This window comes from Shewanella chilikensis, assembly GCF_002836945.1.
GTDB lineage: Bacteria > Pseudomonadota > Gammaproteobacteria > Enterobacterales > Shewanellaceae > Shewanella > Shewanella chilikensis.
In genome coordinates, this window is record NZ_NIJM01000049.1 from 17,279 (window position 1) to 31,807 (window position 14,529).

The window sequence follows — 14,529 nt, forward strand, 5'->3', positions numbered from 1 at the left end:
ACGCCTTGAAGTCGCAGGCGCGGGCTTTTACTCTAAGGCCTTTGACTCTCACCAAGCCGTGCCATGCCTCAATCTTTTTTTGCCAGCACCCGAGACGCCCTGAGTATCTATTTCCACAAACGGGTACTCATCTTATTGCTGCTCGGTTTTTCCGCCGGCCTGCCGCTGATGCTGGTATTCTCCACCCTGTCTTTCTGGCTCAGGGAAGCCGGGGTAGACAGGGCCGCCATCGGCTATTTCAGTTGGGTAGCCTTGATCTATGCCTTTAAGTGGGCCTGGTCCCCTCTGGTCGATCGCATGCCCCTGCCTTTGTTCAGCCAACTCTTTGGCCGCCGCCGCGGCTGGATGCTGTTCTCCCAGCTATTACTGATAGCTGCCATTTTGGGGATGGCCGGCAGTGACCCCATGGAAGATCTCACCCATCTGGCACTCTTTGCGCTGATGGTGGCCTTTTCCTCCGCCACCCAGGACATAGTGGTCGATGCCTTTCGTATCGAGTCGGCGCCGGAAAAAATGCAGGCGGCACTGGCCGCCGCCTATCAGGTGGGCTATCGCAGCGCGATGATCATAGCCACTGCAGGCTCACTGACTATCGCCGCCTGGGTTTCTCCCACGCCGGAAAGCTATGATCTCCAGAGCTGGCAAACCGCCTATCTGGTAATGGCAGGCCTCATGGGCATAGGCATACTGGCGACACTTTTTGCCAAAGAGCCGGCTGTAGATATCAGCTCGATAGGGGAAGAGGAAGCCAACCTCAGAGACAGACTCAGGGCCAACCTGGCACCCAGACTCTCTGTCTGGGCCGCGCCGGCCAACCTGTTTATCCTGCGCCATGGCAAGTTGCTGCTCCTGCTGCTGGGGCTTTATTTCTGTTTTAGCCTGGCTGAACCCTTCACCCAGGTACTGCAATCCTACTTTCCGAGTCAGACCCTGAATACAGATGCAGTCACGCTGGCCACTATGGGGCTCACTCTGCTGCTCTGGTTGCTGATCTTCGGCGTCAAAAGTAAAGACAGAGCAATTCAAGAGCAGGAAGCCAAGCAGCTGACCCAGGCCGGAACAGATAGGATGGCCGCCTTTATCTCCTGGCTTTACAGTGCCGTGGCCCTGCCCTTTATCGATTTCTTTCGCCGCTACGGCAAGAGCGCGATTCTGATCCTTATGCTGATCTCCTGCTACCGGATCTCGGATATTGTCATGGGGATCATGGCCAATGTTTTCTATGTGGATATGGGCTTCAGCAAGGAAGAGATCGCCACCTTGAGCAAGGTCTATGGTCTGATCATGACCCTGGTGGGCTCGGCATTCGGCGGGGTGTTGTTGGCACGCTTCGGCACCATAAAAATCCTCTATGTCGGCGCCTTCCTGGTGGCCACCACCAATCTGTTGTTCGCCCTGCAAGCCATGGTAGGCTACAACGTGCCGCTGCTGACCCTGGCAATTTCGGTGGACAACTTCAGCGGCGGTATCGCCACAGCAGCCTTTATCGCCTACCTTTCCAGCCTCACCAGCAGTGGCTACAGTGCCACTCAGTATGCGCTGCTGTCTTCGGTGATGTTACTGTTTCCCAAGTTTATTGCCGGCTTCTCCGGCGCCTGGGTCAACGCCTTTGGCTATGTGAATTTCTTTGTCAGCGCCAGCATCATAGGCTTGCCCGTGCTGCTGCTGATTTGGCTGGTGCAAAAAAACAGCCCGCCGAAGCGGGCCGATACTGCTCAAGATGCGCTCAAGTCGCAGATTAACGACTAGTCGCGGAAGTTATTGAACTGGAACGGCTGGCCCAGCTCGGCATTGCGGGCCAGCGCCATCACAGCCTGTAAGTCGTCACGCTTCTTGCCTGTAACCCGTACCGAGTCGCCCTGGATTTGCGCCTGCACCTTAATCTTGCTGTCTTTGATCTGTTTTACCAGCTTCTTGGCCACATCGGTCTCGATGCCTTGTTTGAACTTGACCTTCAAAGAGAACATCTTGCCGCTGTGGATCGCCTTCTCATCCACTTCCATCGCCTTGGGATCCACATTACGACGGCTCAATTGGGTTCTTAAAATATCCACCATCTGATTGCACTGAAAGTCAGACTCTGCCGACAGAGTCACCACAAAGTCTTTATACTCCACCGCAAATTCCACCCCGCGGAAATCGAAGCGGGTATCCAATTCACGTTTACTGTTATCCACCGCGTTTCGCAGTTCTACAGCATCTACTTCTGACACTATATCGAATGAGGGCATTTCGTCGCCTTTTACTTATCAGCCAAACCAATAGCGCCAGTCTACCCTAAGTTGAAGCCGAGCTGAATAAATCCACGTCTGCTGATGACAGCCAGGCTTTATTTTGACTATGATGTTCGCCAAGCTTTCCAACCCTGCGTGATTTGTGATTAACCGACAGCTGCTGTTTAAAATTGCTTTGTTGATTGCCCTGGCGGTGATCAGCTACCTGGTTTTTTCCAAGCCTAACTACCCTCAGAGCATCCCTAACCTTGATAAAGTGGGTCATATAGGTAGTTTCTTTGCCCTCGCCTGGCTGACCTATCTGGCATTTCGTCCCCGCTGGTACTTGATGTTTGCCACCCTGGCCGGATACGGCATTCTGATAGAGATGGTGCAATCCCGTCTGCCTTACCGCAGTGCCGATATGGCCGACTTTGTCGCCGATATGGCCGGAGTCGTACTCTTCTACTTCTCACTCTGGGGCTATCGCAAGTATTTTGGCGCCGCCATGTTGAGGGAGTAGCCCGGATGCAGATAGGGATCCTCGGCGTTGGGGCCATAGGGCAACTGCTGGCGCAGCAACTGGCCGCAGCCGGGCTTGAACCTTGGTTATTACCCAGAGCTAACACCCCGCCATTGGCTGAGCAGGGCGAAGAGCAAGTCTATACCCTGGAGCTTGGCGACCAGAGTCTGCAAACATCCTTTCTGTGCCTGGCGCAGGACTCGAGCAAGCTCAAGCAGCTCGATCTTTTGCTGGTCACAGTCAAAGCCTATCAGGTTGAAGCGGCGCTGGAGCCTTTGCTGCCAAAACTTCACCCGGATTGCCGCATCTTGCTGCTGCACAACGGGCTTGGCCCACATCAGAGTCTGGCTGCCAAGCTGAATGGCCGGCCGCTGAGCCTGGGCACCACCAGCCAGGCGGCGCTGAAACTCAGCAGCAATCATATTCGCCAAACCGGCAGGGGCCTGACCCAGATAGGTGACTTAAGCGGCGCCCCCACGCCAGAGGCGATGAAAACCGCTCTGCTCAATGCCATTCCCGGCAGTCAGTGGAGTGATGCCATTCTCGAAGCCCTGTGGCAAAAGCTGGCGGTCAACGCCGTTATCAATCCGCTGACCGCCATTCACAGAGTCAACAACGGTGCCCTGGCCGCCCCCGAGTTTGAGGGAACAATCTGCGCCATTCTCGATGAGCTGTTACAGGTGGCCAAGCAGGAAGGCATAGCACTGACGTTCGATGCGCTGCACGCCAGAGTCAAGGAAGTGATACGGCTAACCGCCGCCAACTACTCTTCCATGTATCAGGACCTCAAGCATGGCCGCAAGACGGAAATTGACTATATCAACGGTTACCTGCAGCAGCGCGCCGAGCAATATGGGCTCACACTGCCAATCAACAGCGAACTGGTGGCCCAGATAAAAGCGCTGGAGCCACGCAACTAAATCATCCCCAAAGTACCAATACCGCGGCCAGGGCAATCAGTACCAGGCCGCCCATATCCTTGACCTTGACCCGCTGCTTGAGCCAAAGGCTGGAGATCAGCATCATAAAGAAAACTTCCACCTGCCCGAGCGTTTTCACATAAGGCACGGCCGTGAGCGACATGGCACTGAACCAACCTATTGAACCCAGACAACTGCTGATACTGATGGCCAGGGTCAACTTGGGCCTTTGCCAGAGTTTTTTAAGGGTCTCTTTATCTTTGATAAGAAGCCAGGCGAGCAGCAACAAGGTCTGCAGCAAAATAACCAACAAGAGTACCCAGGCGGCGCGGTGAGGAAATGGCAAGCCCAGCACCAGGCTTGCTTCCCGAACCCAGAGCGAAGTCAGCGCAAAGGCGCTGCCGCACCCCAACCCCAGCAGCAGCGTCTTGAAGGACAAGCCTTTGAGCCCGCCTTGGGTACTGAGCAGAAAGACCGCCACTGTACCGACAAGTACCCCCAGCCAGCCGGTGACAGTCAACGCAGTGCCGAAGAACAGACTGCCGAGCACGGCCGCGACCAAGGCTTCACTCTTGGCCAGCCCGGCGCCGACAGCGAAATTCTGCAATTGGAACAGTTTTACCATCAGGGCGGTCGCGAGGATCTGCGCCAAGGCGCCCCTATGATGTACTGCAGCGCGCCATGCCCAAGCTGCGGCAATCCTGCGTCCTGCCAGGCATAGAGTGACAATAGATACACAGCCGCCAACGGCGCGGCATAAACAAAACGCGCCAGCGTCACCCCGGCAACATTGACATCGCGACTGAGACGGCTCTGAAACGCGTTGCGCCACGCCTGCATAAAGGCGGCCATCAGGGTAAAGATGATCCACATGGGTGGCTTGTCCTTAAAATTTGCGCCCGAGAATGCTTGCCCGATGAACCGCAAGCCATGACTGAAACGAAAAACGCCCGCGATTGCGGGCGTTTGAGACTAACACGCTAGCCAGGTGATTCGCTATTCCACCAAAGGCGCAGCTTGCAACAGCTTATGCAAGGTTAACCAAGCGCTTGGCTCAGCGACTGGTATCCAGCGCCGGGAAAGACTTCACCAGATCATCAACGGCCTTCATCTGGCTCAGATACCCTTCCAGTTGCTGCAGTGGCAAAGCACAAGGGCCATCACATTTGGCATTATCCGGGTCCGGGTGCGCCTCAATAAACAGCCCGGCCAGTCCCAGCGCCATACCGCTGCGGGCCAGTTCGGTAGCCTGGGCACGACGACCACCGGCAGAATCTTCACGGCCGCCAGGGCGCTGCAGCGCATGGGTGGCATCGAAGATCACCGGGTAGCCGGATTGCTTCATCTCATCCATGCCCAGCATGTCCACCACCAGGTTGTTATAACCAAAGCAGCTGCCACGCTCACAGAGAATGATCTCATCATTACCCGCTTCGTTGAATTTCTTGATGATATGCCGCATCTCATGGGGCGCCAGGAACTGAGGCTTTTTCACATTGATGATAGCCCCTGTCTTGGCCATGGCCACCACCAGATCTGTCTGGCGCGCCAGGAAGGCCGGCAACTGGATGATGTCGACCACTTCGGCCACAGGCGCGCACTGGTAAGGCTCATGCACATCGGTAATCAATGGCAGCTTGAAGGTGTCCTTGATCTCCTGGAAGATTTTCAAACCTTCTTCCATGCCGGGGCCACGATAGGAGTTGACGGATGAGCGGTTGGCCTTGTCGAAGGAGGCCTTGAACACATAAGGGATCCCCAGCTTCTGAGTGACTTCCGCGTAGGTTTCGGCAATGGTCATCGCCAAGTCCCGCGACTCGAGTACATTCATGCCACCGAACAGCACAAAGGGCTTGTCATTGGCTATCTCGATAGCCCCCAGATGTATGGTTTTATTACTCATCGCAACTTCTCTCTTGAATGCCGCTCATGCGGCGTTAACTTAAATCAGCCGGCCACGGCCTGCAGCAACTGGCCACAGAGCCAGGCCATATAAGTGCCTAAAGCATAGCCGAATACCGCCAGCAGTACACCTACGGGTGCCAGTGCCGGATGGAAAGCCGCAGCCACTACGGGCGCAGACGCCGCGCCGCCAACGTTGGCCTGGCTGCCCACCGCCATGTAAAACAGCGGCGCACGGATAAGCTTGGCCACCAGCAGCATCAATCCCGAATGCACCAGCATCCAGATAATGCCCACCAGGAAGTAAATCGGCGTATCCAGAACTTGGGATACATCCATATGCAAACCGATTGTGGCCACCAGTATGTAGAGGTAGGCCGAGGCTATCTTGGAGGCTCCGGCCGCTTCCAAATGACGTGCCGGACTGAATGACAACAGCAAACCTATGGTGGTCACTATCACCACCAGCCAGAAGAATCCGGAGGTCAGACTGTATTGCTCGGTCCAGGGATAGTTGGTTGCAAACCAGGGAGCCAGCAGGTCGGCGCCGACATGAGCCAGACCGGTAATACCAAAGCCCACAGCCACTATCAGCATAATGTCGCGCAGGCTGGGAATCCGGGCGTTTTCGGCATGATATTGCTCCACCTTGGCCTTGAGGCTTTCAATGGCGCTGGTATCTGCACCTGTCTTGGCATCTATCTCCTTGGCCCTGGATGCCATAAACAGCAGCACGGCCATCCAGATGTTGGCAACTATCACATCGACAGTCACCATCACGGAGAAAATATTGCCGCCCACTTCATAAATCTCTTTCATCGCCGCCTGGTTGGCACCGCCGCCAATCCAGCTGCCGGCGAGTGTGGTCATGCCGCGCCAGACTGCGTCCGGGCCATGGCCAGCGGTCAATGTCGGGTCGATTGCCGACATGATAAGCAGGGCAATCGGGCCACCTATGACAATGCCCATGGTGCCGGTCAAAAACATCACTACCGCCTTGGGACCCAATCCCAGAATGGCTTTGAGGTCGACGCTGAGGATCAACAATACCAAACAGGCAGGCAGCAGATAACGAGACGCCACATAGTAAAGTTTGGAGGTACTGCCATCGACAATCCCAAAGGTATTGAGCAAGGATGGCAGGAAGTAACACAGCAACAAGGCCGGGATGAAACGGTAAAACTTTTGCCAGAAAGGATGACTGCTGCTGTTGGTGTAAAAAACGAAGCCGAGAATGGCGGCCAGAATGCCGAGCGCGGTGGCGTCATTGGTCACCAACGCAGTCATTTCAGTGGCCGCCTGTGAGGTACTGCTCATAGGTCCTATCTCCCTTGCGATTGCAATTTATTGTTTTATTTTAATATTTATATTTTTATCACTGCCCTCACGGGCAGGTTCAATGAAAGGTCTGAGGCTCGTCTCCCAGTTCTCTGAGTTGCATCTTTACCAGCTCGACCACAGGGTCGTGCGGGCTGTTGTCGACAAAATACTGCAGATCGGCGCTGGCGACATGAATCGCCCCCAGTTGCTGGGCAATAAATGCACGCTCCCGGTGCAGGCTGAGATCGTCGGCATGCCATTCAAGCAGCAAATTACAGCACTCCATCGCGACTTCAAATTCATGGGCGACTATGGCTCCGGCCTTGAGTTCATGCAGCATGCGGGTCATCAGCCTCTGGGTGCCAACCGGCTTGAGGTAAGACGCCTTCAGCGGCGCACAGTTCCCCAGTTCGCCGCGAACCAGGGCATGCAAACGCTCTTTGCTGAGGCGCTCCCCCCGAAGCGGGTCGAGATAGATGAGTTCACCGGCCACATGGCAGGCCAGCACTGTGGTGCCCGGCAACAGCACAGGGTCGAATTTCAAGTCCAGCTGTTTGCCAAGCAACATAAGCACAGTTGCCAATGTGGTGCTGTTCCCCTGGCGGCTGAGAATACACTGGCCGAGATCGGCCGCCTGCCGGGAAAAATAGTCTTCCCTGGGGGCAAACCCCAGATCCTTGTAAAACCAGTCCAGCAGCGCCTGAAAGCGCCGCTGTTGATCCACCAGATAATGACTGAGCACTGAGCCGGACAGTTCCAGCCAGGCCCAGTTGGCCTGTTTGGCCAGGCCAAAGCCCAGATGTTGGCAAAGCTCAAATGCCGATTCGGGCAGAGAGAGTTCGTCTTGCTTAAGAGAATATTGTTGCATTACCCCAGAATTACCGCTTGTTTGAAGTGTGCCAGTTTTGCCGCATAAACCACCCAACCCAGAGCACCGAGGAAGGCGAAGATCCGGAAGATCAGATTACGGTTGGACTTGAGCGCCATCACGCCCAGCAGTATGTAAGCGACCACTGCGCCTATCTTCTCTGTCATCCAGGGATCGACGAAGGGATACTGCTTGATCATAAAACACAGAGTCAATCCGGACAGCAGCAGGAAAGTATCGATCACATGCGGACCTACCTTCAACAGTTTCTTGTCCATAATGGCTGACTGACGCAGCTTAAGCACGAAACGCACAATGAACAGCAATACGCTGACGGCGATTAGAGTCATGTGCAGGTGTTTAACTGCCGGATACAGGCTGTAAAAAGTTTCCATCGGATAGCTATCTGTAGGTGAACAAAGGCGACAGTGTACCCTATCGCAGTGCTCAGCACCAAGGCCAAGCCGCTGTCGAAAAGGCGGAATTATGGCAGGAAGCGGGGACGATATTCGCGGTTTTCAAGCCCGGGTGTGAGTCCCGGGCACAGGCACTCAACCGGGCCACAAACCCAGAGTACATCTTTCATTGGAGCCAAAGTCACGTACCGTGGCCACCTGCTGATAACCGAGCTCGGCAAGTTTTTCCCTGAGGTTCACGGCCTGAGCATAACCATGCTCCAGCAACAGATAACCGCCCGGCAGCAAATGCTCCCTGGCATGGGCTGCGATATGGAATAGGTCGGCAAAGCCCTGATCGGCGGCAGTCAAGGCGCTGCGAGGTTCAAAGCGCACATCGCCCATATCAAGATGCTCGTCATCCTCCTCGATATAGGGAGGGTTGGAAACAATCAGCTGGAACTTACGCCCCTGAACTGCCGAAAACCAGTCGCTCTGAAGGATCTCCACCTGCGGTAACTTCAGGTTATCCCTGTTGGCACAGGCCAGCTCCACCGCTGCCTCGACCTTATCGACAGCAGTCACTCGCCAGCCTTGCCGTTCATGGGCCAGTGCCAGTGCGATAGCACCGGTACCTGTGCCGAGATCCAGCACGGCGATATCATCTGAAAGCGGCAGATTAAGCGCAGTTTCCACCAGAATTTCGGTGTCCGGGCGCGGAATAAGGGTGGATTCGTTGACAATAAAAGGCAGTGACCAGAACTCGCGCTCACCGACAATATGGGCCACGGGCACGCCTTGGCTGCGACGCAGCACCATCTGAATAAACTGCTTGTGCTGCTCGGCAGACAAGTTTCTTTCGGGCCAGGTATAGAGAAAGCTGCGGCTCTTGCTCAAACAATGCAGCAACAGGGCTTCGGCATCTGCATGGGCAGACTCGGACGATGCAGCCAACATAGAAGAGGCCCATTGCAGGGCCTCGGCAATATTGAGTTTAGTCACAGACAGTCCTTTTATTCGTCGGACAGAGCCGCCAGCATGTCGGCCTGATGCTCTTGCATCAAAGGCTCAAGCAGCTGCTCCAGGTCTCCTTCCATCACCTCATTGAGACGATACAGTGTCAGGTTGATCCTGTGGTCGCTCACCCTTCCCTGAGGGAAATTATAGGTGCGGATCCGCTCGGAGCGGTCACCGCTACCCACCAGAGAGCGACGGGTAGATTCTTCGGCGCTACGGCGCTTTTCATCTTCGGCCGCCTGCAACCGCGCCGCCAGCACGCTCAAGGCCTGAGCCTTGTTCTTGTGCTGCGAGCGCTGATCCTGGCATTCCACCACCAAGCCTGTGGGCAAGTGGGTAATACGAATTGCCGAGTCGGTTTTGTTAACGTGCTGACCACCGGCACCGGAAGAGCGGAAGGTGTCGATACGCAGCTCGGCCGGGTTGATTTCCACCGCCTGGGCCTCGGGCACTTCGTGCATAACGGCCACGGTACAGGCCGAGGTATGCACCCGCCCCTGGGATTCGGTTTCCGGCACCCTTTGTACCCTGTGACCACCGGACTCAAACTTGAGTTTGCCGTAAACACCGTCACCGCTGACTTTGGCTATCACCTCTTTGAAACCGCCATGCTCGCCTTCGCTGGCGCTCATGACTTCGACCTGCCAGCGCTGGCTCTCGGCATAACGACTGTACATACGGAATAGATCACCGGCAAAGATAGCGGCTTCATCACCGCCGGCACCGGCACGGATTTCCAGAAAGGCGTTGCTGGCATCATTGGGATCTTTGGGCAACAGCAGAATTTGCAACTCACCTTCCAGCAGCTCCAACTGAGCGCGGGCCGCCTTGATCTCTTCCTGAGCCATCTCTTTCAGCTCAAGATCTTCCTCGGCCAGCATCTCCTGTGCGGTTTGCAGATCCGCCTGCGCCTGCTGGTAGGCCTTAAAGCCTTTGACCACATCTTCAAGCTGAGCATATTCCCGTGACAGGGCTCTGAACCTGTCCTGATCCGCTATGACATCTGCGTCACTGAGCAGGGCCAATACTTCTTCATTACGCTCAAGCAAGCCTTCCAGCTTGCGGATAACGGATTCCTTCATTTAGCTCGCTAACCTTAGTGTTTATCCAAGCCGAGCGCGGTTCTCAATTGACCCAAAGCATTGAGGTCCCCCTGACGACTGGCAGCTGTCAGGGCCTGGGTCGGAGCATGGATCAGTCTGTTGGTCAGGCGGTTAGCCAGTTCCAGCAGCACCTGCTCTGTGTCTGCTCCCTGCGCCAACTTGTTCATAGCCCGTTCAACCAGCTCATCTTTAATCGCCATGCTCTGGGTACGATATTCGCGAATGCTGTCGACCGATTCCAGTGAACGAACCCACTCCATAAACTGGTGTGAATGCTCTTCGGCAATGACTTCCGCTTGCTCGGCGGCCTCTCTACGGGAGGCCATATTCTGTTCGATTATGCTTTGCAGATCATCGACCGTGTAGAGGAAGGCATCGTCCAAATCACCGACTTCTGCCTCAATATCACGGGGAACCGCTATATCAACCAATAACATAGGTTGATGGCGGCGCTGCTTCAGCGCTTTTTCTACCATGCCCTTGCCCAGAATAGGCAGCGGACTGGCGGTAGAGGATATCACGATATCGGCCTTGGGGAGAAAATCTGGTATCTGCTCCAGGGTAATCGCCTGGGCATTAAACTCTTCGCACATCGCTTCGGCGCGGGAAATAGTACGGTTGGCCACCACCATGCTGGTCACACCGTTTTCCTTCAGATGGCGGGCAACCAGTTCTATAGTTTCACCCGCACCTATAAGCAGTACCTTGGTAGTCGCCAGAGAGGAGAAGATATGTTTGGCCATGCTGACGGCGGCAAAGGCTACCGAAACCGCCGCAGTACCGATTTCCGTTTCGGTGCGCACCTTCTTCGCCACGGCAAAAGTATTTTGGAACAGGCGATCCAGTGTCAGTGCCACAGTGCCGGATTCCTTGGCCTTGGCAAACGCCTGTTTGACCTGACCTAGGATCTGCGGCTCGCCCAGCACCAGAGAGTCGAGCCCGGATGCGACCCGCATCAGGTGTTGCACCGCGGGTTGACCACAGTGTTGGTAAAGGCAAGGGGCCACCTCTTCATGGCTCAGGCCATGATAGTCTTCCAACCAACGCACCACCTGCTCGGCATTTTCTGTATTGCAGTAAAGCTCGGTACGGTTACAGGTGGAAACGATGACGGCTTCCCCGCTCTGGGTCTCCTTGGCCAAGCTACGCATGGCGTCATGGATCTTATCCGGGGCAAAGGCAACTTTCTCACGCAGGTCAACAGTGGCGGTTTTATGGTTTATACCAATTGCTACAAGGCTCATCTGAACTCGTTCTGGACTCTTGGCGTCGCTGTAGGATGCGGCCATTCTACTGAATTGGCCACCTTAAAAACAGAATACGCTTAACAAAACCGAATAAAGGTCTAACTTCTCAACCAATTTATCAATTAAGCTGAACAGGTGCTGGCAAAAGCCACAAGGGCGACACCACAGGGTTCGACGCTTATTGGTATTCTGCCAAAGCCCTCGTATCATAGGCGGCCTACACAGTGAACAACAGATGATTATTTTGAAGTACTTCACAAAAACCTGTTTTACACCGCTGTCGGCACTGCGCTTGTGGTTGCCCTTGTTGCTGCTTGGCCTACTCAGCGCCTGTAGCAGCCTGCCCGATGCCCGCTGGCAGGCAACTCAAGTTCAGCACGCAGAACAAGCCAAGGCCTGGGAGCTGAAAGGCAAGCTGGCGGTAAAGACGCCTGAGGAAAAATTCAGCACCAATCTTTATTGGCTGCATACTCCAACGACAGAAGAGCTGAGACTCACCACCATGTTGGGCACCAGTGTGATGCTGCTGAAAAGCGGCCCGGACGGCGCCTTTTTGGAGCTGGACGGCGAAGTCTACCGCAACCGAGACCCGCAGCGTTTACTCGATGGCCTCAGCAATTGGAGCATTCCCCTTAACGCCCTGCCCCGCTGGGTGCTTGGCCTCAGCGCCGCCGACACTGAACTCCTGCTCACAGGCAATGATGGCAAGCCTCAGAGCCTGGAAGACGGCAGCGTTAGCCCTCCGTGGCAGGTGAAGTATCTCAGCTGGCAGCAACAAAGCGGTGCCGATATCCCGCGCCTTCTAAAACTCAATCGCGGCGCACTCGAACTCAAGATCCAGTTAACCGAGTGGCAGGCACTCGAAGCCGAGCCGAAACTCACCACCAAGGAAAGTCAACAGCCATGAGCCTCGACCACCCAACTCTCCAGCCCAATAGCCTTTCACTTGGCTGGCCGGCCCCGGCCAAGCTGAATCTGTTTTTGCACATCAATGGCCGCCGCCAAGACGGCTACCATGAACTACAGACCCTGTTTCAGTTTCTCGACCATGGCGACCTGTTGGACTTTAAAGTCACCGCCAATGGCGAACTCAAGCTGCACTCCAATTTGGGCGCCGCTGTCCCGGATAGCGATAACTTAATTCTCAAGGCCGCAAAATCATTGCAGCAAGCCAGCGGCTGCGAACTGGGGGCCGAGATCTGGCTCGACAAGAAACTGCCCATGGGCGGCGGTCTGGGAGGCGGTTCATCGGATGCAGCCACGACTCTGGTGGCCCTCAATGCCCTGTGGCAAACCGGCCTGAGCGAAGCGGAACTTGAACAAATTGGTTTAAAACTCGGCGCAGATGTCCCTGTGTTCATTAAGGGCGTGGCGGCCTTTGCCGAAGGGGTAGGCGAAAAACTTCAGCCGGTGAAACCGGCCGAACCTTGGTATCTGGTATTGGTTCCCGAGGCCCACGTTTCCACTGAAAAAGTGTTCCATGATCCTGATTTACCGAGGGATACTCCCAAGCTCTCACTGGAAGAACTGCTGAGCGCCCCCTGGCAAAACGATTGTCAGGAACTGGTATGTCGCCATTACCCTCAAGTTGCCAAGGCCTTGGGCTGGCTGCTAGAATATGCGCCGTCCAGAATGACCGGAACCGGTGCCTGCGTGTTCGGGGAGTTCGAAAAACAGCAACAAGCTCTCGATTGTCTGGCAAAGCTGCCGTCATCATTCAAAGGCTTTGTTGCCAAAGGGATAAATAGATCGCCGCTTCAGAGTCGACTGGCTCGCCTCTGAACAGTTTCTTCCGGGATAAAGCGCTGCAACCGTTTTATCCCAGCCACTAAAATAAAGCAAACGCCTGAGGTTCTTACAGTGCCCGACATCAAGCTCTTTGCTGGGAACGCTACCCCCAGTCTCGCCAAAAAGATAGCAGACCGTCTTTTTTGTAAACTCGGAGACGCAGAGGTAGGCCGTTTCAGCGATGGTGAAATCAGTGTCCAGATAAACGAAAATGTACGTGGTGCTGATGTGTTTATCATTCAGTCCACCTGCGCACCAACCAACGACAACCTGATGGAGTTGATCGTAATGGTTGATGCCCTGCGCCGCGCGTCAGCCGGCCGTATCACAGCCGTTATCCCTTACTTTGGTTATGCCCGTCAGGACCGCCGTGTCCGCAGCGCCCGTGTACCCATTACCGCCAAAGTGGTTGCCGATTTCCTCTCCAGCGTGGGTGTCGACAGAGTACTGACCTGTGACCTGCACGCCGAGCAGATCCAGGGCTTCTTCGATGTACCGGTAGACAACGTCTTCGGTAGCCCTGTGCTGCTTGAAGATATGCTGGCCAAGAAGCTGGATAACCCGGTTGTTGTTTCCCCCGATATCGGTGGTGTTGTTCGCGCCCGCGCCGTAGCCAAACTGCTCGACGACTCAGATCTGGCGATCATCGACAAGCGTCGCCCACAGGCCAACGTGGCTCAGGTAATGCACATCATAGGTGACGTTCAAGGCCGTGACTGCATCATAGTTGATGACATGATCGACACAGGTGGCACTCTGTGTAAGGCTGCTGAAGCCCTGAAAGAACACGGCGCCAACCGCGTCTTTGCTTATGCGACCCACCCGGTATTCTCCGGCAATGCCGCCAGCAACATAGTAAATTCAGTGATTGATGAAGTCATAGTCACTGACACTGTGCCTTTGAGCCCAGAAATGCTCAAGACAGGCAAAGTGAGCCAGCTGACCATGTCAGCGGTACTGGCCGAGGCTATCCGCCGCGTCAGCAATGAAGAATCTATCTCTGCCATGTTCCAGCACTAAGCTAACATGTTAAACAAGAAACGCACCTTAGGGTGCGTTTTTTATGCTTGATATCTGGGTTGCCATAATGTGGCCCGGTAGTCATCACCACGCAGAAAGGCACGCCTTACCACTCTCTGTTGCTCTGTACTTACCTGTCTGCTGCAGAAACAATATTAGAGGGTGTTCAAAATTCTGTGTCACGTTAAAAATCACAGATCGATGTGAGCATCC

At 55.0% G+C, this 14,529-nt stretch carries 14 protein-coding genes and 1 pseudogene; 6 read left to right on the plus strand and 9 right to left on the minus strand.

The genetic code is table 11. The features are described from left to right. Window positions 1–63: 63 nt before the first annotated feature. Window positions 64–1,749: an MFS transporter gene (locus CX651_RS15770; RefSeq protein WP_101056810.1), complete on the plus strand. Its 1,686-nt coding sequence runs from the start codon at window positions 64–66 to the stop codon at window positions 1,747–1,749. Here the strand turns inward: CX651_RS15770 and CX651_RS15775 are convergent. Next, window positions 1,746–2,231, minus strand: coding sequence for a YajQ family cyclic di-GMP-binding protein (locus CX651_RS15775; RefSeq protein ID WP_101056811.1), 486 nt, complete (start codon window positions 2,229–2,231; stop codon window positions 1,746–1,748). The two genes, CX651_RS15770 and CX651_RS15775, sit on opposite strands and share 4 nt — an antisense overlap. 145 nt (window positions 2,232–2,376) lie before the next feature. Between CX651_RS15775 and CX651_RS15780 the strand changes: the two genes are divergently transcribed. Then, the gene (locus tag CX651_RS15780) at window positions 2,377–2,736 is read left to right on the plus strand and encodes a VanZ family protein (protein ID WP_101056812.1); all 360 of its coding nucleotides are present in this window, start codon (window positions 2,377–2,379) and stop codon (window positions 2,734–2,736) included. Window positions 2,737–2,741: 5 nt separating this feature from the next. Continuing rightward, on the plus strand, window positions 2,742–3,656 hold the full coding sequence (locus tag CX651_RS15785) for a ketopantoate reductase family protein (protein WP_101056813.1): 915 nt from the start codon (window positions 2,742–2,744) through the stop codon (window positions 3,654–3,656). Window position 3,657: 1 nt separating this feature from the next. Here the strand turns inward: CX651_RS15785 and CX651_RS15790 are convergent. From CX651_RS15790 to hemA, 8 genes and pseudogenes are all read right to left on the minus strand, one after another. Then, window positions 3,658–4,529: pseudogene (locus tag CX651_RS15790) on the minus strand (EamA family transporter). A 181-nt stretch (window positions 4,530–4,710) separates the two neighbouring features. Further along, window positions 4,711–5,559: a 3-deoxy-8-phosphooctulonate synthase gene (kdsA, locus tag CX651_RS15795; RefSeq protein ID WP_025011695.1), complete on the minus strand. Its 849-nt coding sequence runs from the start codon at window positions 5,557–5,559 to the stop codon at window positions 4,711–4,713. A gap of 44 nt (window positions 5,560–5,603) precedes the next feature. Then, window positions 5,604–6,875, minus strand: coding sequence for a DUF819 family protein (locus CX651_RS15800; protein ID WP_370628887.1), 1,272 nt, complete (start codon window positions 6,873–6,875; stop codon window positions 5,604–5,606). Window positions 6,876–6,954: 79 nt separating this feature from the next. Continuing rightward, window positions 6,955–7,746, minus strand: a complete 792-nt coding sequence (locus CX651_RS15805) for a transglutaminase family protein (protein ID WP_101056814.1) — start codon at window positions 7,744–7,746, stop codon at window positions 6,955–6,957. After that, window positions 7,746–8,141 carry a SirB2 family protein gene (locus tag CX651_RS15810; protein WP_025889918.1) on the minus strand — a complete coding sequence of 132 codons (396 nt, stop codon included), beginning with the start codon at window positions 8,139–8,141 and terminating at the stop codon, window positions 7,746–7,748. Before CX651_RS15810 ends, CX651_RS15805 begins: the two co-directional genes overlap by 1 nt. Window positions 8,142–8,297: 156 nt before the next feature. Next, entirely contained in the window at window positions 8,298–9,143 is an 846-nt protein-coding gene (gene prmC, locus CX651_RS15815) for a peptide chain release factor N(5)-glutamine methyltransferase (protein WP_101056815.1), read from the minus strand. Window positions 9,144–9,154: 11 nt separating this feature from the next. After that, a complete protein-coding gene (gene prfA, locus CX651_RS15820) occupies window positions 9,155–10,240 on the minus strand; it encodes a peptide chain release factor 1 (RefSeq protein ID WP_101056816.1) in 1,086 nt (361 codons plus the stop codon). A 14-nt stretch (window positions 10,241–10,254) separates the two neighbouring features. Continuing rightward, window positions 10,255–11,505: a glutamyl-tRNA reductase gene (gene hemA / locus CX651_RS15825; protein WP_039034337.1), complete on the minus strand. Its 1,251-nt coding sequence runs from the start codon at window positions 11,503–11,505 to the stop codon at window positions 10,255–10,257. A 238-nt stretch (window positions 11,506–11,743) separates the two neighbouring features. On the opposite strand from hemA, the gene lolB reads away from it, so the two are divergent. From lolB to CX651_RS15840, 3 genes are all read left to right on the plus strand, one after another. Further along, the gene (lolB, locus tag CX651_RS15830) at window positions 11,744–12,415 is read left to right on the plus strand and encodes a lipoprotein insertase outer membrane protein LolB (protein ID WP_101056819.1); all 672 of its coding nucleotides are present in this window, start codon (window positions 11,744–11,746) and stop codon (window positions 12,413–12,415) included. Then, the gene (ispE, locus tag CX651_RS15835) at window positions 12,412–13,290 is read left to right on the plus strand and encodes a 4-(cytidine 5'-diphospho)-2-C-methyl-D-erythritol kinase (RefSeq protein WP_101056817.1); all 879 of its coding nucleotides are present in this window, start codon (window positions 12,412–12,414) and stop codon (window positions 13,288–13,290) included. The genes lolB and ispE overlap by 4 nt, the downstream gene beginning before the upstream one ends. A 78-nt stretch (window positions 13,291–13,368) precedes the next feature. Beyond that, complete coding sequence (locus tag CX651_RS15840; protein WP_028779717.1) at window positions 13,369–14,316, plus strand: ribose-phosphate pyrophosphokinase; 948 nt, start codon at window positions 13,369–13,371, stop codon at window positions 14,314–14,316. Window positions 14,317–14,529: the final 213 nt, after the last annotated feature.

Excerpts from the sequence above, each read along its gene's own strand:
- CX651_RS15770 (WP_101056810.1), top strand. The coding sequence starts at position 64 with ATGCCTCAATCTTTTTTTGCCAGCACCCGAGACGCCCTGAGTATCTAT.
- CX651_RS15775 (WP_101056811.1), bottom strand. The coding sequence starts at position 2,231 with ATGCCCTCATTCGATATAGTGTCAGAAGTAGATGCTGTAGAACTGCGA.
- CX651_RS15785 (WP_101056813.1), top strand. The coding sequence starts at position 2,742 with ATGCAGATAGGGATCCTCGGCGTTGGGGCCATAGGGCAACTGCTGGCG.
- kdsA (WP_025011695.1), bottom strand. The coding sequence starts at position 5,559 with ATGAGTAATAAAACCATACATCTGGGGGCTATCGAGATAGCCAATGAC.
- CX651_RS15800 (WP_370628887.1), bottom strand. The coding sequence starts at position 6,875 with ATGAGCAGTACCTCACAGGCGGCCACTGAAATGACTGCGTTGGTGACC.
- CX651_RS15805 (WP_101056814.1), bottom strand. The coding sequence starts at position 7,746 with ATGCAACAATATTCTCTTAAGCAAGACGAACTCTCTCTGCCCGAATCG.
- CX651_RS15810 (WP_025889918.1), bottom strand. The coding sequence starts at position 8,141 with ATGGAAACTTTTTACAGCCTGTATCCGGCAGTTAAACACCTGCACATG.
- prfA (WP_101056816.1), bottom strand. The coding sequence starts at position 10,240 with ATGAAGGAATCCGTTATCCGCAAGCTGGAAGGCTTGCTTGAGCGTAAT.
- hemA (WP_039034337.1), bottom strand. The coding sequence starts at position 11,505 with ATGAGCCTTGTAGCAATTGGTATAAACCATAAAACCGCCACTGTTGAC.
- lolB (WP_101056819.1), top strand. The coding sequence starts at position 11,744 with ATGATTATTTTGAAGTACTTCACAAAAACCTGTTTTACACCGCTGTCG.
- ispE (WP_101056817.1), top strand. The coding sequence starts at position 12,412 with ATGAGCCTCGACCACCCAACTCTCCAGCCCAATAGCCTTTCACTTGGC.